This window comes from Niveibacterium microcysteis (assembly GCF_017161445.1).
Taxonomy (GTDB): domain Bacteria; phylum Pseudomonadota; class Gammaproteobacteria; order Burkholderiales; family Rhodocyclaceae; genus Niveibacterium; species Niveibacterium microcysteis.
In genome coordinates, this window is the sequence record NZ_CP071060.1 from 1,384,051 (window position 1) to 1,402,696 (window position 18,646).

Below are 18,646 nucleotides of genomic sequence, written 5' to 3' on the forward strand. Positions count from 1 at the left end.
GTCAGCCTTGCAGATGCGGCTGCATGATCTCGCCCAGCCAGTTCATGAACACCTGCAGGCGGCGAGACACGTTGCGGCGGTTGCCGTACAAAATCGAAACCGGCATCGGTGCCGCGCGGAATTGAGGCAACACTTCGACCAGCGCGCCGCTGGCCAGCAAGGGTTTGATGCCCGGTTCCGGCACCTGGATCAGGCCAAGGCCGGCGAGGCACGCGGCCTGGTAGGCATCCGAGTTGTTCACCGTCAGCGCACCGGCCATCGCGACGAACTGCGCGGTGTCATCCTGCCCGGAGGCCGTGTATTCAAAGCCCGGGGGGTTGCCACCGAGTGCCGAGGCGTAGTGGATCAGCCGATGCCGTGAGAGGTCATCGAGCGTCTGTGGCATGCCGAACGCCGCGAAGTATGCGGGGCTTGCGCAGTTGATCATGCGGTAGCGGCCGAGTGGCCGCGCCACCAAGCTTGAATCGCCGAGCGGCCCGACGCGAAGCACACAGTCGAAGCCCTCGCGCACGAGGTCGATGCGCCGGTCGGTGCTGCTCAGCTCGATCTGCAGGCCCGGGTGCGTTTGCATGAAGGCGGGCAACTGCGGAATCACGATCGCGCGCGCAACACCCAGCGGCATGTCCACCCGCAGTCGGCCCTGCAGTTGCAGTGCGCCCTGTTTGAACATGCCTTGCAGCTCTTCGATATCGGCCAGCAGATCCTTGCTGCGGTCGTAGAAGGTCTGCCCGTCGGGCGTCATCTGCACCCGGCGTGTGGTGCGATGGAGCAGCCGTGTGCCGAGCTGCGTTTCAAGCCTCTGCACGGCCATCGAAATGCTTGCTTTGGGCAAGCCCAGGCTTTGCGCTGCCTGCGTGAAGCTCGCCATGTCGGCCACCCGCAGGAAGATCCGCAATGCATCGAGTTGATCCACCGGCGTCACCTTTATTGTTCGCGAGATTCGAACAGTCTAATCATTAATGCCGGATTTATCGCTGACGTATGGATCAATAGGATCTCACCCATCGCGCCGTGCTTCGGCGAGTACCGACGTCCAGGAGATTCAACATGACCCGCAAGATCGCACTCATCACCGGTGGCAGCCGTGGCCTTGGCCGCAATGCCGCGCTCAAGCTCGCCGCCCGTGGCGTCGACATCATCCTCACCTACCGCAACCAGCAGACCGAGGCTGACGCCGCCGTCGCCGAGATCGAGGCCCTCGGCGCGCGCGCGGTGGCGCTGCGGCTGGATGTGGCTGACAGCACATCGTTCGCCGCCTTCGCCGCCGAAATCCGGAGTCAGCTGCAAACGCGGTGGCAGCGCGATCGCTTCGACTACCTGTTCAACAACGCCGGGGCTGGCGTCCACGCAGGCTTCGCAGAAACCACCGAAGCGCAGTTCGACCAGATGATGGCCATCCACCTCAAGGGCGTGTTCTTCCTCACGCAAGCCATGCTGCCGCTGATCGCCGACGGCGGGCGCATTCTCAATGTATCGAGCGGCCTCGCACGCTTCGCACTGCCGGGCTACGCCGCCTACGCGGCGATGAAGGGTGCCGTCGAGGTGCTGACGCGCTACCTGGCAAAGGAACTCGGCCCGCGCGGCATCGCGGTGAACGTGCTTGCCCCCGGCGCGATCGAAACGGACTTTGGCGGGGGTGCGGTGCGCGACAACGCCCAGCTCAACGCCTTCGTCGCCTCGCAAACCGCGCTCGGCCGCGTCGGCCAGCCCGACGACATTGGCGACCTCGTCGCTGCGCTGTTCTCGGACGACGCCCGCTGGGTCAACGCCCAGCGCATCGAAGCCTCGGGCGGCATGTTCCTGTAGCGAGATCAAGTTTCGGCGCGCGTGGCGTGTTTGGGTGCCGGGCGGCTCCGCTACCATGCGCGCTGCTCAACACCCGACCCCCATGCCATGAGCTTTACGCTGACTGTCTGGGCTCAGCCCGAGAATCTGCCCCTGCCTACCGATGTGATGCAGGCGCAAGCCCAGCTCGATGCAGTGCAGGACACACCGGGCACGCAGCCCGAACCACGCTTCCTGGCGCTGGCGCGCGCGCTGGATGCCCGCTTTCCGAACACCGAAGACGGTGACGGCGACATGTACGACCACGGGCTGGAGATCCTCGAGCAGCGCCCGGATAACGACCGCTACTACAACATCGGCCTGTGGGCGCGCGACGACAGCTTCGAAGTGGGCTTCAATCACCTGGTGGTGCAGGCCAACAACCTCGGTTTGCATGTGATGGATGGCCAGAACGGCGCTGTGTATCTCGCCAACGGCGAGGTGCTGGCCTTCGGAGCCCATTCACGCACCGCGAGGCTGGACGACGCGGTTTCACGCAAGGATTGGCCGGCCGCGTGGGGCGAGTGTCGTCGCCTCGCGCCGCGCAAAGAAGCCGAGGCGTGGGTGGTGTGTGGGCTGATGGTGACGCAGGGCCGCATGGCGCCGGCAAACCCCGCGCTGGGGGCTGCGCTGGCCCAGTTCAGCGGTGTCGATGCGACCAAGGATCGGCGCGTCGAGTGGTGCCTGAAAAAGGTGCCGCCGGCCCTCGAGGCAGAACGGGCGCGCCTGCTCGCCGGCCTGCGCGCGGCGGCCGATGTGCTGGCCTATGTCGACGCCGAACTGCAGCGCGCGCCGGCCCCTGCGGCGGGGGGCGGTGGCGCTGCGCCGAGCACACCGCCCGATGCCGCCACCGCAGCCGCCGCGACCGCGATGGGCATCGACCCCGCGCTGGTGGCACGGGCCGAGGCGGGCAGCGCGCAGGCGCAATGCAAGCTGGCGATCGATTTCCTCCATGCTACGGAAGCGGCTGTGCCGGGCTCGGGCAAGCTTGCGCTGCTGTGGCTCGAACGATCCGCCGCGCAGGGGCAAAGTCTGGCGCAGGCGCTGCTCGGCGAAGGCTTGCTGCGCGGCTGGCGCGGTTTTCCGATCGACATGGAGCGCGGCATCGCTTCGCTGGAGTCGGCTGCCGCTGCGGATGACGTCGATGGCCTCAACTTCCTCGCCCAGTTCCTCTACGAAAAGAGCGTGCGCCGCCCGCCCGGCGCAGACAGGATCGAGAAGCGTAGCGACCCGACCAGCCTGCGGTACCAGGCCCGCGTGCCGGAACTGTTGATGCGTGCAGCCGCGCTGGGCAGCCCGCGCGCACTGTTCTGGCTTGCGGTGCGCCTTTACGACGAAGTTGGCACGCCGCGCGACGACATTGCCGCCAAGGCGGTGATGCAACTCGCGCGCACCCGCGCCGCCAAGGTCTGCGCGGAACATCCGGGCGTGCTCCCGGTGCTCACCCCCACGCCGGACGAATCCGCCGAGGTGCTGGCGCTGGCGCGCGAGCTGGGCGCCGACATCAAGCAACTCCCCGCGCTGCTCAAAGCACGCCTTGCCGCGCGCACCCCTGCGCCAGCGCCGGTCGTTACGTCGCGGACGACGTCCAGGTCGATGCCCGTGTCGGCGGCACAAACCGAATCGGAGCTTGAGGATGAGCCCGACGATGCGCCCCGCCGCGCCTTGCACGGTGGCCATGTCGCGCTTGTGATCGGCGCGCTTAGCCTTGCCGTGCTGTTGACGCTCGCACCATCAGTGGGACGCGGTGGCCTCAAGGTGCTTGTACTCTTGGTGAGCCTTATCGGCGCCTGGGGGGTCTGGCGTAGCACCGCGGACCTTGCCTGGGATGAAGCCAAACGTGCCTTCCTCGCCGTGCTCGCGCTGATCCCCGGCGTCGGTTTCATTGTCTGCATTGCAGTGCTGTTGCGCGTGGTGAGGGGAGAGTAGCCCGGTAGGTCGGGTCCGCCGCAGGCGTAGCCGCGCGGAGAAAACGGCTGCAGATTCGTGACCCGTTAAATTGCGGGTTACGCGTTTGGCTAACCCGCACTACGCTGGCCGAGCAGGCGAGCAATTAGGCTTCATTGCATTCAAGCCAAGCGACGGGCTGCGGTGCTTTCAGCCAAACGGGCCTTCAGCCAGCGAGGTGCTTGAGGGACCAAGCCATCGCCGCTTCGCGTGTTTCGAAGATCTCAAAGGGCATCACACCAGCGTAGATGCCTCGCCATATCGGCGCCGAGATCGCGGCACCCTTCACATCGGGTGCGATGACATAGGCGGTGCAGATGCGGCCTTGTGCAGCAAAAGCATGAACACCCTGACGGATCGCCTCCAGCGCATCGAGGGGACAGATCGCTTCGCCGCGGATCTCGATGATCGCCGCCCACGCCCCTTGGGCCGCGAGTTCGCAAGCCATTTTCGTTGCGCGTTCGCGGTAGTGTTCGATCAGCTCGAGATTCCAGGGGCCGTCAATCTCGGAATACAGAATCTGGTCGTGGCGATGCATGGCGATGGATCCATGTATTCGAAAGCCCTTCATACGGTCGATCTTCCTCTCGTTGGGTTGCCGGTTTCAGGCCCATTCTGCTGCCGTGGCGGGGCGTGTCAATGCGCGCAGGCAATTGCGTACGTAACACGCCATCGGTATCCAAACGCACGGCGCCGCTGGCGCGGTCGACGGTGCAAGGCCTTTTGCGCCTCAGTGCTCGGCACGAGGGTGATCCGCCGGCACCAGGTGAGCCAGTACGAAAGCCACTGAGGTCGGCAGCCCCGAATACCAGCGGAAGGTCGGTGCGAACCAGGGGTCGTTCTCCGGCAGCATGAAGTGCCGCAGGGTCTCGCGTGTCATCACTGCGGCAAATGCAGTGTGGCCGCGAACCGGATCAGAGATGCAACGCAGGCGCCCGGAGCGGTGCAGCGCTTCCAGGTCGAGGCGGCCGGTGCAGATTGGCGCCAGCGCGTAGTGCATGCCGTGCACGTCCAACGCGAGCAGCCTTACCTCGAGTTCGCCAGCGGCGTGAAAGTCGCTGCGGTCGCCGGCGATGCGTCGGGCGAACTCGCGCTTCATGGCAATTGCGTCGTCCACGGCGCGCAGCGATGGTCCGCCTTTCCAAAGGCGCGTGATGCTACTGCGCGGCGCAAGGCGGGTGCGAAGCTCTGTGAGGCTGGCGTCGTCCCAAGACAGGTATCGCCAAGCGGCCGCGAGATCCCGCGCGACGAGCGTCTGCCTGCACGCGAAGGCTGCGCCAAGCACGGCGGCGATCAGCAGGGCCAGCAGACCCAGGGTCAGCGCTAAGTTATGCATCGGGCTGGTGGTGGCTTAAAGGCGCCACTATATCGCCCGCGCTCGGGTGGCGATGGCGTTGCACGGTGGCGTTGCACGGTGGCGCCGAGGGTGCGTAACCGTCAGCGAATCGCCCAACCGCCGCACACCGGGAAGACTTGGCCGATGAAGCAGTCGGCGGCGTCGCTGCATAGGTAGGCGGCGAAGGCTGCGTCTTCGCTGGCGCTGACCAGGCGGCCCAGCGGCACTTCACGTTTGAGCCGGTCCTGGAAGCGCGGGTCTTGCTGGACGGCTGGCGGGAAGTAGGTCGGGTTGTCGACGAAGTTCTGTGCGATGGCGTTGACCTGGATGTTGCGCGGCGCCAATTCAACACCGATCGCTTGCACATAGGCGAGCTGCGCGCCCCGCGCCGCGCTGTAGGTGGAAGCCCGGCGCATGCCGCGCAGCGCGGAGGCGCTGCCCATGACGAGGATCTTGCCGCCGCCACGCGCCAGCATGCCCGGCACCACCGCGCGAACCAGCCGCGGCAACGGGTCGACCAGGGCGGCGAAGGTGCTGCGCCACTCGTCGTCGCCGACATCGACCGCCGGTGTCGTCGGCGCCGCAATCGCGAGATTGGCGACCAGCACATCCACAGGGCCCGCGGCGGCGACGACTTCACTTGCGGCATCGGGTGCGACGAGCGCCGGTTCGCTGGCGACAACGATGGCGCCTTGCGCGGTGAGCGCATCACACAACGCCGGCCCCATGAAGTCGCCAGCCTGGGTGACGAGAATGCGCTTGCCTTCGAGCATACGGGACATGGTTTGGCCTCCCTGTCAGTCGTGGGCACTTTAGCGCAGGCTCGTGGCGCAGGGCGGCCGTGCCTGCGACGCATACCGCTTGCGAAGCAGGCTATCCAGCGGCGGCGTGCAGCCGTTACGATCACGCCGCTTCTATGACCACCACACCGCCCGGCGAGGATCACGCATGGTGCAGCTCGATATCTACGGAACCCTGGTCGCGGCCTCGCTGGTCTTGCTCACCGGCCGCCTGTTGGTGGGGAGGATCGCCGTACTCAAGACCTACACGATTCCCGAACCGGTGGCGGGCGGCCTGCTGGTGGCGCTGGCATTGCTCGCGGCGCACGCCACCACCGGTTTCCAGATGCGATTCGATACCGGGCTCCAGGCGCCGATGATGCTGACCTTCTTTGCCTGCATCGGGCTTAACGCCGATCTGGCGAGCCTGCGCCACGGCGGCCGCCGGCTCTTGGTGCTGCTCGGTGTGGTGCTCGGCTTGCTGGCGCTGCAGAACCTGCTTGGGATGGGGCTGGCGACGCTGTTGGGGCTCGATCCGCTGATCGGGCTGCTGGCAGGGTCGATCACCCTTTCGGGCGGTCACGGCACCGGGGCGGCATGGGGCGCCGTGTTTGCCGAACGCTACGGCTTGGCTTCGATGACCGAACTGGCGATGGCCTGCGCCACCTTCGGGCTGGTGCTGGGTGGTTTGCTGGGCGGGCCGGTTGCGCGCTACCTGACTGCGGGTCTTCGCTTGCCCGGCCAGCGCGGGGCGGGGGACGCTTCGCCGACCGCGTTCGAAGCGCCGGATACGGTGCGTTTGATCACCGCGCCCGCGATGATCGAAACGCTGGCCCTGATCGCCTGCTGCCTGATGGGCGGGCATGCGATTGCCGGCGTGCTCAAGGGCACGGCCTTCGAGTTGCCGGTGTTCGTGTGCACCCTGTTTGTCGGCGTGATCCTGCGCAACGGCCTGGCGGCACTCGGGCTCTACCAGGTCTTCGAGCGCGCGGTGTCGGTGCTGGGCAACGTTGCGCTGGCGCTGTTCCTGGCCATGGCGCTGATGTCGCTGCGCCTGTGGGAGCTCTCTGCGCTGGCCTTGCCGATGCTGGTGATCCTGCTCACCCAGGCGGCGCTGATGGCGGCCTACGCGATCTTCGTCACCTTCCGGGTCATGGGGCGCAATTACGACGCGGCCGTGGTCGCGGCTGGGCATTGCGGATTCGGCCTGGGCGCGACCCCGACCGCGATTGCCAACATGCAGGCGGTGACTGATCGCTTCGGCCCTTCGCAGGTGGCGTTTCTGATCGTGCCAATGGTGGGCGCCTTCTTCATCGACATCGCCAACGCGCTGGTGATCAAGGGCTTTCTGCTGGTCGTGGATCTGATCCGCTGACACGCCTTGGGCGCCGGCCGCGTTGCCCAAGGGCAGCGCGGACGCGTGCCAACCTGACGTCGCCGGCGGCGCTGCGTCCAAGCGGTATTCCAACACCAGCAAGGAATGCCGCGCCCATGTGCCACCCGCCCGTTCGCATCATTTCCGCCATCCTGCTGCTTGCGGCGAGCGCCGCGCAGGCTGACAACTTTGATTACTGCTACGACGCCAAGCGCGGGCTCGACGAGGCGTGCTATGCCCGCAAGGAATACGAGACCCGCCGCTACCGCGCCGAGGCCGATCGGCTGGAACGGCGCGAGGCCCGGCGTCGTGCGTACGACTACACGCCGCCGGCCTGCAACAGCTGGTACTGGGATCCGGTGACGTGGCAGAACCGCTGTGCCTGGGTGCCGGTACCGATTCCACCGCGGCCGGTGTATGTGTTGCCGGGTATGCCCTGAGCGGTGTGTGCTGGCTCAGCGCGTGCCGGCGAGCGCCAGGGGCACGCCGTACTGCACGAAGGCGGCCCAGATGCGCGGGTCGCGATTGCGCTCGCCGTGCGTGCCGGCAGCGAATTCACGCTTGGTTGCGTTGAGCGCGGCGACGAGGTCCAGCCCCTCACGCGCGTGCTTCATGAACGTGGGCATGAACAGCGCGGCGCCGGCGTCATCTACCGGCCATAGCGACATCACGGTGTTGGTGTTGCCGGCCAGCATGAAGGCGTAGGGCAGGCCCATCACGCCCTCGCCGGACTGGCTACGGCCGAGCCCGGTGTCGCAGGCTGAGAGCAGCACCAGATCGGACTTCAGCCGCAGCGTTGCGATGTCACTGTCGAGCAGGTAGGCCTGCTGCATGCCTTGCTGGGTGGATAGCACCAGTGCGCTGCGCTGGTTGTCGGCGAAGCCGTGTGTGGCGAAGTGCAGCACGCGGAAGTCGCGGATCTCGCCCTTTGCATCCATGCCGAGGAAGCGCTTGCGCGAGGCATCGCTGCCGCGCAATGTTCTCGATGTGCTGAACAGTGGCGCCAGTGCGTCGGCTTCGCGCCGCGTGCCCGGCAGTGGATTCCAGCGCAGCGCGGCCATCCAGGCCGGCAGGGCGCCTTCATCGCCCACCGGGCGCGCGTAGTCGGGGTCGGCAACCGACAGCAGCGCCGGTTGGGCGGCACGCGATTGCGCCGCGCGGCGGCTCAGCTCTGCATGCACCGCAAGCGATTGCACATAGGCGACGTCGATCATCTCGAGCACCTGTCGATCGCCCGCCCACAGGGTTTCGAAGGGCAGGAAGGCGAGCGGGCCGTCGGGGCTGATCGTCAGGCGTTTCGCGCCACCCCATTCGGCCTGCATCGGCGCCAGCAACAGCGCATACAGCGCTTGCCCGATCTCCTTCAACGACTGTGCGCGCACGCCGCCGGCCGGCGCCGTGGTTTGCGCGATGTAGCTGCCGTCTGCCATGCGCCAGACCGGCATGCCCTTCAAACGCAGGCCATCGCCTGCATCCGGCAGCGCGTCGGCCCGGCGTGCGCCGCGGCTGGTGGCGCTGCCCGCCATCAGCAGTTCGCGGTACAGCGCCACGGTGGCTTCCTGCGTTGCGCTCAGCGGCACAAAGCGGCTTTGCAGGCTGTGCGTTTGCGGGCTGTACTGTGTGTCCGCCTTGGCGAAAGCGAGGCTTGCGACATACCCGCCAGGGACCTGCAGCCAGCTCAGGTAGGCCTCGTCCGCGCCGAGCGAGTCGGTTTCTGTTTTGAGCAACGGATTCTGCGTTGAGGCGTCCAGCGTGTTGAGGGCGCCGATACCGAGCGAGCCGAGCCAGGCCTTCTCCTTGTCGTTGCCGTAGAGCTTGCGTGTCGCGAGCGTTTCGAGGCGCCGCAAGTCGGCCAGCGACACCAGTTGCTCGCACCACGGCGCGGCCAGCCGCAGCACGGTGTAACGCCAGTCTGCCTCCAGCGGCCGGCCAAGCGAGGCCATCGTGTTGCGGCACAGCTGCGCCTGCTCAAGCTGCACAGCGTAGTCGGCATCGGCCTGTGCATCGTGTACGCCGCTGAGTTGGCGCGAGAGACTCTCCAGCCGCAGGCGGCGCAGCAGCGTCTGTGCGCGCAGGCCTTCCACTTGTGAGATCGGCAACGCGATGCCCAGCTCGGTCGATACGCGGGCGACGGTACGGTGCAGGGCGTCGAAGCGGTTGTAGTTGGCCTGTGTGGTGACGGAGGCTTGGCGGTCGGCGCCAGCGGCGATCAGCAAGCGCTGCTGCAGGGCACTGAGCAGCGTGAAGCCCTGCGATTTGAGCGTCGGGGTGCGGATCAACGTCATCGCGGTGGCCCAGGCCATCTGCAGATCGGGCTCCAGCATCGTGTGTTCCGGCTGGTCGAAGCGCTGCTGCTGCGCTTTGCCAACGGTGGCGATCCCGCCTGCATCCGTGCCGGTGAGCGCGAGCAGCTGCCGCAGTTGTTCAAGGCGATGGCGCAAGCACTGGCCGGAGGCGTCGCAGCTTCCGATGCCGAGCGCGAGCGTCTGGCGCAGCGCGGCGAGCGCGGCATCGTCTGGCGCTGGGGCTTGCAGACTGTCACTCGCGAATTCGAACAGCGCTTGCGTGTAGGGGCAGTTGTCGGCGATCAGCGCGCGCAGCCGTTTGTTCGTGTCGGCGGCGTTGCCGCCCTCCGCATGCAGGCGGGCGATATCGATGCGCAGCAGTTCGCTGCGGGCCGGGCAACTGTTCTGCGCTGGCTGCGCGGCGATCATTGCGTCCCATGCACGGCCAGCGCCGCCATCATTCAAACGCCACGACAAGCGCGCCATGTAGCTCGCGGCGACCAGCGGGAAGGGCGCGTCGGGCGTCTTCATGGTCGCGACGATCGCGCTGAGCCAGCCGTCGCGGGCGCCGTCCAGCGCCGAGGTGGCTTCGAAGTAGCGCGCCGACATCCAGGCGGGCAGTTCGGGCAGATCCGCCTGGGTGGATGCCGAGGGCTTCTCGCCGCGGCTTTGCAGCCAGCCGAGATACTGGGTGCGTTGGCCCTGATAGCGGTTGTAGTAGTGCACGAAGGGCGCATCGCGCCCGAGCTGGGCCCACAGTGCCGCAGCATGGTGCGCGCGCTGCGACAGTCCGCAGACTGCAAAGCTGCTATCGGGCGGACTTTGCATGCACAGATCGGAGATCGCGCTCTGCGTTGCCGCGCCGACCAGCGAATAGGCGGCGTCACCGGCTTCGCGCAGCGCGCGGTCCATCGCCTTGATCTGAGCGGCGAGCAGCGGGCCGCAGGCGTCGCGCTGGGCGGCGCAGGCGATTTCAAAGGCGTGCGCCCGCTCGCTCCAGTAGTGCGGTACGAGCTCGTTCTTGCCGTTGGCTTCGAGCCAGCGCATCGAATGTGCATCCGGCAGCACGGCTTCGTAATCGGTCAGCGCGTCGCGCAGCAACCGCGGCAAATCGCCCTGTGCCTGTGTGGCCGACGCGAGCGGAATGTGCGGCAAGGTGTCACTTGCGAGCACCGCTTGGGCCAGCGTGAGCGCGCCGACACACAGCGCATGGAGCAGGGGGCGTGACTTCATCGTGTTGGGCCGGTGCGTGACGACGCGAGTATGCCCGCACCCCGCCGCTTGCGGCAGGGCGTCAGTGGCGAGGGCACAGCTTGGCGCGCCAGTGGCGAAGCACTGCGCGTGCGCCGGTCAGCTTTTGCCAGTCGAACAGGTCGCGGCGCGCGTGAAGCGCCGCCGCCGAGGCGGGATCGATCCATGCGAGTTGGAGCGTGAATGGCGCGGAGAACTGGATCGCCTGGCCGAACTTCTCGATCGTGCGATGGGCGTGGCACTGGTAGGTGGCGCTGCGCCGGCCGCTTGCGATGAAGTGCAGGAATTCGCCGCCGATATGCGCCTCGGTACGGGTGTCGAGGGTGGCGATCGCGACGCGGACATCCAATTGTGCAGGTTCGCGCAGCAGGCCTTCGGTGACGCAGGTGGCGTCCTGCGTCAGCCGGAACGCGATACGGCCGGTGGCGAGTGCGGCTCGCCAGTCGTCGGGTTGGAAGCGGGGTGTCGGCATCGGGTGTCCATCGCTCAGTGGGCTTGGCGATGGGACGATGGCCGGCGCCGGATGTCAGGCGGTGTCGGACGCCCGTGCGCGGGCTTTTTCGGCTGCAGCGAGGATCAGGCGCACGAGCACGAAGGCGTTGGCCAGCATGCCGAAACTGGTGACCGCGAGCTGCGTCGCACTTCGCATACGCCCGCCGCCGAGCCCGAGGCCGCCCAGTGTGAGATGGCCGAACACCAGCATCCAGGCCGCACACAGCAGCATGATCAGCCAGCCGCGAGCGTTCGGATCGGCCAGCGTGCCGGGCGCGAGGAAGAGGCCGATCTGTGTGGCCAGCGCGAAGGCGATGACGAGCGCGATTTGCGTGGCGCCGATCGGATGCGCCTCGACGGCGGTGCCGAACTGGAGCAATGCAAAGGCAATTGCCGCGGCGAGGATAAGCCCACTCAAGCAGGCGAAGGCGGTAAACGGGCGGAACATGGCGTTCATTGGGGGCGGAGGTATGACGCTCAGATTCTGCCCGAGCGCGAGGCCAGATCGCCGGATGTGGGGCAGGCGGCCAGCGCGATTCCGCCGGGCAAGCGTGAAATCCGTCCTCGTGGGCCGCTTGTCGTGCGACGGGCGGCCCTGATCTTTTCGCGGGAAAATGCGTCCAACCCCTTATGGACCGCTGCGGCGGTTATTGCGAATGGGAGGCGGCAGAATGTTCAAACTCTTCGACGTGCTCAAGCGCGGCCTTGGTGGCGCGGCGGCTGGGCCAACGCCGGCCGCCCCGGTGCCCGCTGTGTCCTTGCCCGCAGCCCCGTGGAACACCGAGAGCGACTTTATCCATGAAGATCAGTTCGAGCTCGGCACGCTGATCGCGCTGTTCCGCCGCGTGATGCTGAGCTTCGAGATCGATGCCGATTCGCTTGTGGTGGAAACCGAATCCGCGCATGTGCGGGTGATGATCGACACCGATCGCAAGATTCTCGTGATGCGCACGCTCTACCGCTTCCGCGATTCCAGCGACCACGAAGCGCGCCTGCGCCTTGCCAATCGCCTGAACGCCTCGCTGATCCTGGTGCGCTTTTCGGTGGTGGACGACGACATGCTCTACGCCGATTACTGCCTGCTCTATCAGCGCGGGCTGCCCGCCTTTCACATCGTCAACAGCCTGCGCCGCTTCGCGCTGGTTGCTCGCAACGGCTTGCGCGAGTGCGACAGTGAGGACTTGATCGCCTGATCGCTACTGCGCCGGCGCCGGGTGCACAACCGGCTTGAAGCGGAAGAAGCGGCCCACCTCGCTGCGCCGAGGCTCCAGCCAGGTGCGTTGTTCCGCCGGGCCCTTGTCGGCGATCACTTCCACCAGGTCCGCAACGACCGAGTCGCCATCGGCGTAGTAGGAATGGCCCAGCAGGTCGGTCGCGACGTCGCTGGCGTCGATCGAATCCATGCCGGGCATCAGCACCAGCGGGTCGGCTGCGCCCAGCCGCGCAGCCTGGTGCACCGCCTTCGACGCTTTCAGCGCAATGTCGTTGGACGAGGCGTAGAGCGTGAGGCGGTTGTCCGGCTGCACCAGCGCGGGCGCGATCTGCGTCCGGAAGACGTCGGCATCGATGTCCGGCGCCATCAGCATGATCTGGCGGAAGCGGCTGCGCAGTTCGGGCTTTTCGGTGAACAGCTCGGCCAGGGCGCCCGCGGTGGCGCGGGTGCCCATGCTGTGGGCCAGCACATAGATGGTCTCGGCATCGAGGCGCTCGGCCAGGTCGCGGAAGAAGTCGCGCATCAGCGGCTGGCTCTTCGCCACCGAGCGCTCGTCCTCGCCATAGCCGAGCAGCGAATTCTGCGAGGGCCAGCTGTAGAACAGCGGTACGCCCTGGAAGCCAATGTCGTAGCTGATCTGCGCGGTACGGCGGGCGGCGTCTTCAAAGCCGGTGTTGTAGCCGTGCACGAACACCAGCGCGTGGCGTGAGCCGGCTTCGTCGATCTCGCTTGCGATCTCGTCGAGGAAGCGCTTGCGGTCCATCGGTTTCACCGATAGCAGCACGACGTGCTTTTCCGGGTCCTGGCGGAATTCCAGCAGCCAGGGGTTGGGGCCTTCCAGCTCGCCCATGCGATGGTCGCGCGGGATGCTGACTTCGGCGCTGCCGTAGCTGACCGTGTCCGAATAGGTGGTGCCGAAGGCCTGTGCCGGCGTGCTGCCATCGCCCGCAGCCCGGTTGGTGCCGAAGTGCACCTGCACACGCTTGTAGTTTGGTTCCTTGCCGCGCATCACCTGCGTGTCGTCGGGTGTTGGCGGCTGGACCTGGGTGGTTTCACAGGCGGCCAGCAAGGTCAGGCCGGCCAGGGCAAGGGTCTGGAGCAGGTTGCGGGCGTAGGTCTGCGGCATCGGGCTTCAGTGTGTGTCGAGATCAATCGGAGGCGGCGGCGCTCAGCCGCCCGCCACGTCTTTCAAGCCGGTTGCGATCGAGGCGAGTGTGGTGCCGGCAGCCATCGCGGCGGCCATCAGCTTTTGCAACGCTTCGACCTGGCCATGCAAGCGTTCCGGATTCAGGTTGCCGCTGCTGATCACCCCCGCGGCCTTGATCAGCATCGCATGCTGGCGCAGCTCACTGCGCTTGAGGGTGCCGCGCTGGCGGCCGATGATCATGCCGGTCGCGAAGCTCATCGTGATGCTGGTGGCGTACTGCAGGAATTCCTGCCATTCGCGCCAGTTGGCTGGCAGCACCGGTGTGTGGTCGATCAGCGCGATCACCGCGCTCATCAGCAGCACTGCGAGCAGCGCCATCGCAGCCGCACCGGCCAAAACCGGGCCGAAGCGGCGCTTGCTGTCACGCAGCGCGAAGTAGCCGAACGGCAGCGGGATGAACAGCGACGCTACGCGTAGCCAGAGCGTGGGCAGGTCGAGCCACACCGTGATCGTGAAATGGGCGACCAGCAGGAGCACCAGCGGCGCGATCCAGGGCCACCAGCCGTTGGTTTCGCTCGCGACATCGTCGTCCGGTGCGTCTGCTGTGGGCGCCACCGCATCAAGGCGCAGCTTCTGTTCGGCCAGTGCAGCCTCCAGCGCGCCAATGCGTTCGAGCAATGGCTTGAAGAGGTAGAGGTCGCGGGTGCAGTGCGGGCAGGCGAGCGCAGCGGCGTCGATTTCGCTAACGCAGTAGGGGCACTTCATTTCGCGATATCCAGCTTCAGCAGGGTTTCGGTTTCGCGGCCTTCGTTGTCCGACACGCGCAGCCGGATCGGGTGCAGGCCGGGCGGCATGCGTACATCGGCGAGTTCGATGCCTTCGGCGCTCAGACCGGCGCGTGCGCGCGGCAGCAGATCCACCGGCGGCGTGCTGAGGTAGGTCATCTCCACCGTCTTTGGATCGATCTTTGCGCCGCCGCGGGCTTTGAACGCAATCTTCAGTTTCAGCGGTGTCGCCAGCGCCTTTGCATCCGGTGCGGGCGAGACTTGCGTAACGCTCGGGCCACGCGTGATGCCGCGCATCGTCGGGATCTCGGCAGGCGGGCGGGCCGCTTCTTCGGGCGTGATCAGATCGAGCGCGCGGGCCTCTGCGGCGGCGACAAAGGCGGCGGTCAGGACCAGGCAGCGCAGGGCGTGGCGGCGTGTCGGGGCGGTCGTCATGTCGGGTTCCTGTTCTTTTCGGCCGGGGCTGGCGCTTGGACGAAGCCGAGAATGTAACGTAAGGGTGGTGCGCGCGGCAGCGCTACACGCATGGCGGGAATGTGAAGGATTGATTCGCCGGCACAGGTAAAATCGCGGGATGACTTCTGCCGCACCCGCCCCGCACCAGCCCGCCTTTGTTCACCTGCGCATGCATACCGAGTTCTCGATCGAGGACGGTATCGTGCGGATCGACGACGCCATCAAGGCCGCCGCGGCCGATGGCATGCCGGCCCTGGGCATTTCTGACCTGGCCAACCTGTTCGGCATGGTCAAGCACTACAAGGGCTGTCGCAGCGCCGGCATCAAGCCGGTGGCGGCGGTGGATGCGTGGATCACCAACGACGCGGATCGCGAAAAGCCCTTCCGCGTGATGCTGATCTGCAAGCACCGCGCCGGCTACGGCCAGTTGTGCGAACTGGTGACCAAGGCTTTTCTCGACAACCAGCACCGCGGCCGCGCCGAAATGCGCAAGGAGTGGTTCGAGAACGGCGCCGCATCGGGCCTGATCTGCCTCTCAGGCGCCATGCTGGGTGATGTAGGGGCTGCGATTGCCGCCGGCAACATCGAGTCTGCCCGCCGCCTGCTGGGCGACTGGTCGCGGCTGTTCCCGGACAGCTTCTACGTAGAGGTGCAGCGCGCCGGCCACCCGGGCACCGAGAGCTACATCCGGCAGGCGGCCGCGCTGGCCGCCGAGCTGGACTTGCCGGTGGTTGCAACGCACCCGATCCAGTTCCTCAAGCGGGAAGACTTCAAGGCGCACGAGGCGCGCGTGTGCATCGCGCAAGGCTATGTGCTGGCCGATACCCGCCGTCCGAAGAACTTCACCGAGGAACAGTATTTCAAGACACAGGCCGAGATGGCCGAGCTCTTCGCGGACATGCCCGAGGCGCTTGAAAACTCGGTCGAGATTGCGCGCCGCTGTTCGCTGACGATCACGCTGGGCAAGAACTTCCTGCCGCAATTCCCCACGCCCGAGGGCATGACGCTCGACGACTTCCTCGTCGCGGAAGCCAAGAAGGGCCTCGAAGACCGTCTGCGCGAGCTCTACCCGAACGAAGACGACCGCGAACGCGAGCGCCCGCGCTACGAGGCGCGGCTCAAGTTCGAGACCGACACCATCATCCAGATGGGTTTCCCGGGCTACTTCCTCATCGTTGCGGACTTCATCCAGTGGGGCAAGAACAACGGCGTGCCGGTGGGGCCGGGGCGGGGTTCCGGTGCCGGCTCGCTGGTCGCGTATTCGCTGAAGATCACCGACATCGACCCGACGGCGTACGCGCTGCTGTTCGAGCGCTTCCTCAACCCCGAGCGGGTGTCGATGCCCGACTTCGACATCGACTTCTGCCAGGACAACCGCTACCGCGTGATCGAGTATGTGCGCGAGCGCTATGGCAAGGATGCCGTGAGCCAGATCGCCACCTTTGGCACCATGGCCTCGAAAGCGGTGGTACGCGACGTCGGCCGCGTGCTCGATCTGCCGTATGGCTTGTGCGACCGGCTGTCGAAGGCGATTCCGGTGGTGCAGAACAAGCCGGTGTCGCTCGAAGAAGCGCTGGAGCAGGAACCCTCGATCCGCGAGATGATGGACGACCCGGGCGACGGCGAATCCATCCGCGAGCTGTGGGAGCTTGCACTGCCGCTCGAAGGCATGACGCGCGGTGTTGGCATGCACGCCGGGGGCGTGCTGATCGCGCCGGGCAAGCTGACCGACTTCTGCCCGCTCTACATCGCCGACGGTGAAGACGCCACGCCGGTGTCGCAGTACGACAAGGACGACGTCGAGCAGGTCGGCCTGGTGAAGTTCGACTTCCTCGGCCTGCGAAACCTCACCATCATCAAGCTCGCGCTCGAATACGTCGAGCGCCTGACGGGCGAGAAGATCGACCTGATGTCGCTGGGTTTCACCGACCCGGCGGCCTACCAGATCCTGAAAGACGCGAACACCACCGCGATCTTCCAGGTGGAATCGGACGGCATGAAGAAGCTTCTGAAGAAGCTCGGGCCGGACCGTTTCGAAGACATCATCGCTGTGTTGGCGCTCTATCGCCCGGGCCCGCTGGGCTCCGGCATGGTGGACGACTTCATCCTGCGGAAAAAAGGCCAGCAGGCGATCGACTACTACCACCCGGCCCTTGAAGGCTGTCTGTCGCCGACCTACGGCGTGATCGTGTATCAGGAACAGGTGATGCAGATCTCGCAGATCATCGGGGGATACACCCTTGGTGGTGCGGACATGCTGCGCCGGGCAATGGGCAAGAAGAAGCCCGAGGAAATGGCCAAGCACCGCGAGACCATCGCGGAGGGCGCGAAGAAACAGGGCTACGACCCGGAGCTGGCCGAGCGCCTGTTCGACCTGATGACCAAGTTCGCGGAGTACGGCTTCAACAAGTCGCACACCGCCGCGTATGCAGTCGTCACCTATCACACCGCATGGCTCAAGGCCCACCATTGCGCGGCCTTCATGGCCGCCACCATGTCGGCGGATATGGACAACACCGACACGGTGAAGATCTTCTTCGAAGACACCGTGGCCAACGGCATCAAGGTGCTGCCGCCCGACGTGAATGCCTCGAACTACCGCTTCGAGCCGACCGACGCGAAGACGATTCGCTACGGTCTGGGGGGCGTGAAGGGCGTCGGTGAGCCGGCGGTGAACGCAATCCTCGCGGCACGCAAAGAGGGCGGTCCGTTCAAGAATCTGTTCGACTTCTGCAAGCGGGTGGACCGCCGTGCAGTGAATCGTCGCGTGGTCGAAGCGCTGATCCGTGCCGGCGCTTTCGATACCCTGGATACCCACCGTGCGCGCCTGATCGCGTCGGTCGGCATCGCCATGGAAGCGGCCGAGCAGGCCGCCGCGAACGCCGCCCAGGTGGGGTTGTTCGATGCGCCGGAGCACGCCGAATCGCAGGCGATCCAGTACGTCGAAGCGCGCCCCTGGAAGGAGCGCGAACAGTTGATGGAGGAGAAGACCGCGATCGGCTTCTTCCTCTCCGGTCACCCCTACAACGCCTTCAAGGCCGAAGTTGCGCGCTTCATCCGCAAACCGCTGGCGCGGCTGGAGCCGCAGAAGGAGCCGCAGGTCTTTGCCGGTGTGGTGTCCGGCCAGCGCATCAAGATTGGCAACCGCGGCAAGATGTGCTTCGTGCAGCTTGATGACGGCACCGCGCAGCTTGAAGTGTCGGTGTTTGCTGAGGTGCTGGAGGCCAACAAGGGCCGCATCGTGCAGGACGAAGTGCTGATCGTCGAAGCCAAGGTCAGCCACGATGATTTCACCGGCGGCCTGCGCATCATCGCCGACAAGTTGATGACGTTGGGTGAGGCGCGCGCGCGTTTCGCCCGCACGCTGAAGCTGTCGATCAACGGCGAGGTGGCGGCGAGCGGCGGTCCGCGAGCGGCCGCAGAGCGGCTCGAAACCCTGCTGGCGCAATACCGTGCGCAGGGCGAGGGCGTGACCGGTTGCCCGATCCGCCTGCGCTACCGCAACACGGTGGCAGAGGCCGATCTGCCCTTTGGCCAGGGCTGGCGGGTGCGGCTTGAGGAGCCGCTGCTCGAAAACCTGCGCGACTGGCTGAGCCCGGAAGCGGTCGAAATCATCTACAACTAGACGCGCCAATTCGACCGCCTCGGCCGCCGCGGCGGTGGCGCCGCACAGCCGCCGCGCCCCGCGCCCCGCAGGCATGCAGCCGCTCAACCGCTTGCCAGCCTGTTCTCTGGCGACGAAAACCACTTTTCTGC

The 18,646-nt window shown here is 66.4% G+C and carries 16 protein-coding genes; 6 read left to right on the plus strand and 10 right to left on the minus strand.

Annotated features, from left to right (window positions below):
• Position 1 precedes the first annotated feature (1 nt).
• Positions 2-913, minus strand: a complete 912-nt coding sequence (locus JY500_RS06435) for a LysR family transcriptional regulator (protein ID WP_206255586.1) — start codon at positions 911-913, stop codon at positions 2-4.
• Between the two features lie 134 nt (positions 914-1,047).
• Between JY500_RS06435 and JY500_RS06440 the strand changes: the two genes are divergently transcribed.
• Both JY500_RS06440 and JY500_RS06445 read left to right on the plus strand, forming a co-directional pair.
• Entirely contained in the window at positions 1,048-1,806 is a 759-nt protein-coding gene (locus JY500_RS06440) for an SDR family NAD(P)-dependent oxidoreductase (RefSeq protein WP_206255588.1), read from the plus strand.
• A gap of 87 nt (positions 1,807-1,893) precedes the next feature.
• Complete coding sequence (locus JY500_RS06445; protein ID WP_206255590.1) at positions 1,894-3,753, plus strand: tetratricopeptide repeat protein; 1,860 nt, start codon at positions 1,894-1,896, stop codon at positions 3,751-3,753.
• Positions 3,754-3,937: 184 nt separating this feature from the next.
• Here the strand turns inward: JY500_RS06445 and JY500_RS06450 are convergent, their stop codons facing one another.
• From JY500_RS06450 to JY500_RS06460, 3 genes are all read right to left on the minus strand, one after another.
• A complete protein-coding gene (locus tag JY500_RS06450) occupies positions 3,938-4,309 on the minus strand; it encodes a hypothetical protein (RefSeq protein WP_206255591.1) in 372 nt (123 codons plus the stop codon).
• Positions 4,310-4,501: 192 nt separating this feature from the next.
• Positions 4,502-5,107, minus strand: a complete 606-nt coding sequence (locus tag JY500_RS06455; protein ID WP_206255593.1) for a hypothetical protein — start codon at positions 5,105-5,107, stop codon at positions 4,502-4,504.
• A 101-nt stretch (positions 5,108-5,208) separates the two neighbouring features.
• The gene (locus tag JY500_RS06460; protein WP_206255595.1) at positions 5,209-5,889 is read right to left on the minus strand and encodes an SDR family oxidoreductase; all 681 of its coding nucleotides are present in this window, start codon (positions 5,887-5,889) and stop codon (positions 5,209-5,211) included.
• A gap of 166 nt (positions 5,890-6,055) precedes the next feature.
• Here JY500_RS06460 and gltS point away from each other — a divergent pair, with 166 nt between their 5' ends.
• A complete protein-coding gene (gene gltS / locus JY500_RS06465; protein ID WP_206255597.1) occupies positions 6,056-7,261 on the plus strand; it encodes a sodium/glutamate symporter in 1,206 nt (401 codons plus the stop codon).
• Between the two features lie 116 nt (positions 7,262-7,377).
• The gene (locus JY500_RS06470) at positions 7,378-7,701 is read left to right on the plus strand and encodes a hypothetical protein (protein WP_172203960.1); all 324 of its coding nucleotides are present in this window, start codon (positions 7,378-7,380) and stop codon (positions 7,699-7,701) included.
• 15 nt (positions 7,702-7,716) lie between these two features.
• On the opposite strand, the gene JY500_RS06475 is transcribed toward JY500_RS06470, so the two are convergent.
• The 3 genes from JY500_RS06475 to JY500_RS06485 form a co-directional block, all read right to left on the minus strand.
• Positions 7,717-10,779: a CHAT domain-containing protein gene (locus JY500_RS06475; RefSeq protein WP_206255598.1), complete on the minus strand. Its 3,063-nt coding sequence runs from the start codon at positions 10,777-10,779 to the stop codon at positions 7,717-7,719.
• Positions 10,780-10,840: 61 nt separating this feature from the next.
• Positions 10,841-11,269, minus strand: a complete 429-nt coding sequence (locus tag JY500_RS06480) for a hypothetical protein (RefSeq protein WP_206255601.1) — start codon at positions 11,267-11,269, stop codon at positions 10,841-10,843.
• A gap of 54 nt (positions 11,270-11,323) precedes the next feature.
• Positions 11,324-11,737, minus strand: coding sequence for a hypothetical protein (locus tag JY500_RS06485; protein WP_206255602.1), 414 nt, complete (start codon positions 11,735-11,737; stop codon positions 11,324-11,326).
• Between the two features lie 223 nt (positions 11,738-11,960).
• On the opposite strand from JY500_RS06485, the gene JY500_RS06490 reads away from it, so the two are divergent.
• A complete protein-coding gene (locus JY500_RS06490; RefSeq protein WP_206255604.1) occupies positions 11,961-12,482 on the plus strand; it encodes a YbjN domain-containing protein in 522 nt (173 codons plus the stop codon).
• A gap of 3 nt (positions 12,483-12,485) precedes the next feature.
• Here JY500_RS06490 and JY500_RS06495 read toward each other — a convergent pair whose 3' ends face one another.
• From JY500_RS06495 to JY500_RS06505, 3 genes are read right to left on the minus strand one after another with little or no spacing between them, the layout of a single operon-like run.
• Positions 12,486-13,628 carry an alpha/beta hydrolase gene (locus JY500_RS06495; protein ID WP_206255606.1) on the minus strand — a complete coding sequence of 381 codons (1,143 nt, stop codon included), beginning with the start codon at positions 13,626-13,628 and terminating at the stop codon, positions 12,486-12,488.
• A 42-nt stretch (positions 13,629-13,670) separates the two neighbouring features.
• Positions 13,671-14,414 carry a hypothetical protein gene (locus JY500_RS06500; RefSeq protein ID WP_206255608.1) on the minus strand — a complete coding sequence of 248 codons (744 nt, stop codon included), beginning with the start codon at positions 14,412-14,414 and terminating at the stop codon, positions 13,671-13,673.
• Positions 14,411-14,869: a hypothetical protein gene (locus tag JY500_RS06505; protein WP_206255609.1), complete on the minus strand. Its 459-nt coding sequence runs from the start codon at positions 14,867-14,869 to the stop codon at positions 14,411-14,413. The genes JY500_RS06500 and JY500_RS06505 overlap by 4 nt, the downstream gene beginning before the upstream one ends.
• A gap of 139 nt (positions 14,870-15,008) precedes the next feature.
• Here JY500_RS06505 and dnaE point away from each other — a divergent pair, with 139 nt between their 5' ends.
• Positions 15,009-18,515: a DNA polymerase III subunit alpha gene (gene dnaE, locus JY500_RS06510; protein ID WP_206255611.1), complete on the plus strand. Its 3,507-nt coding sequence runs from the start codon at positions 15,009-15,011 to the stop codon at positions 18,513-18,515.
• The last annotated feature ends 131 nt before the right edge of the window (positions 18,516-18,646 follow it).

What these genes read in the sequence shown, in the direction of transcription:
- JY500_RS06445 (WP_206255590.1), top strand. Translation starts at nt 1,894, where the DNA reads ATGAGCTTTACGCTGACTGTCTGGGCTCAGCCCGAGAATCTGCCCCTG.
- dnaE (WP_206255611.1), top strand. Translation starts at nt 15,009, where the DNA reads ATGACTTCTGCCGCACCCGCCCCGCACCAGCCCGCCTTTGTTCACCTG.
- JY500_RS06440 (WP_206255588.1), top strand. Translation starts at nt 1,048, where the DNA reads ATGACCCGCAAGATCGCACTCATCACCGGTGGCAGCCGTGGCCTTGGC.
- JY500_RS06495 (WP_206255606.1), bottom strand. Translation starts at nt 13,628, where the DNA reads ATGCCGCAGACCTACGCCCGCAACCTGCTCCAGACCCTTGCCCTGGCC.
- JY500_RS06485 (WP_206255602.1), bottom strand. Translation starts at nt 11,737, where the DNA reads ATGTTCCGCCCGTTTACCGCCTTCGCCTGCTTGAGTGGGCTTATCCTC.
- JY500_RS06500 (WP_206255608.1), bottom strand. Translation starts at nt 14,414, where the DNA reads ATGAAGTGCCCCTACTGCGTTAGCGAAATCGACGCCGCTGCGCTCGCC.
- JY500_RS06475 (WP_206255598.1), bottom strand. Translation starts at nt 10,779, where the DNA reads ATGAAGTCACGCCCCCTGCTCCATGCGCTGTGTGTCGGCGCGCTCACG.
- JY500_RS06490 (WP_206255604.1), top strand. Translation starts at nt 11,961, where the DNA reads ATGTTCAAACTCTTCGACGTGCTCAAGCGCGGCCTTGGTGGCGCGGCG.
- JY500_RS06460 (WP_206255595.1), bottom strand. Translation starts at nt 5,889, where the DNA reads ATGTCCCGTATGCTCGAAGGCAAGCGCATTCTCGTCACCCAGGCTGGC.
- JY500_RS06450 (WP_206255591.1), bottom strand. Translation starts at nt 4,309, where the DNA reads ATGCATCGCCACGACCAGATTCTGTATTCCGAGATTGACGGCCCCTGG.
- JY500_RS06455 (WP_206255593.1), bottom strand. Translation starts at nt 5,107, where the DNA reads ATGCATAACTTAGCGCTGACCCTGGGTCTGCTGGCCCTGCTGATCGCC.
- gltS (WP_206255597.1), top strand. Translation starts at nt 6,056, where the DNA reads ATGGTGCAGCTCGATATCTACGGAACCCTGGTCGCGGCCTCGCTGGTC.
- JY500_RS06470 (WP_172203960.1), top strand. Translation starts at nt 7,378, where the DNA reads ATGTGCCACCCGCCCGTTCGCATCATTTCCGCCATCCTGCTGCTTGCG.
- JY500_RS06480 (WP_206255601.1), bottom strand. Translation starts at nt 11,269, where the DNA reads ATGCCGACACCCCGCTTCCAACCCGACGACTGGCGAGCCGCACTCGCC.
- JY500_RS06505 (WP_206255609.1), bottom strand. Translation starts at nt 14,869, where the DNA reads ATGACGACCGCCCCGACACGCCGCCACGCCCTGCGCTGCCTGGTCCTG.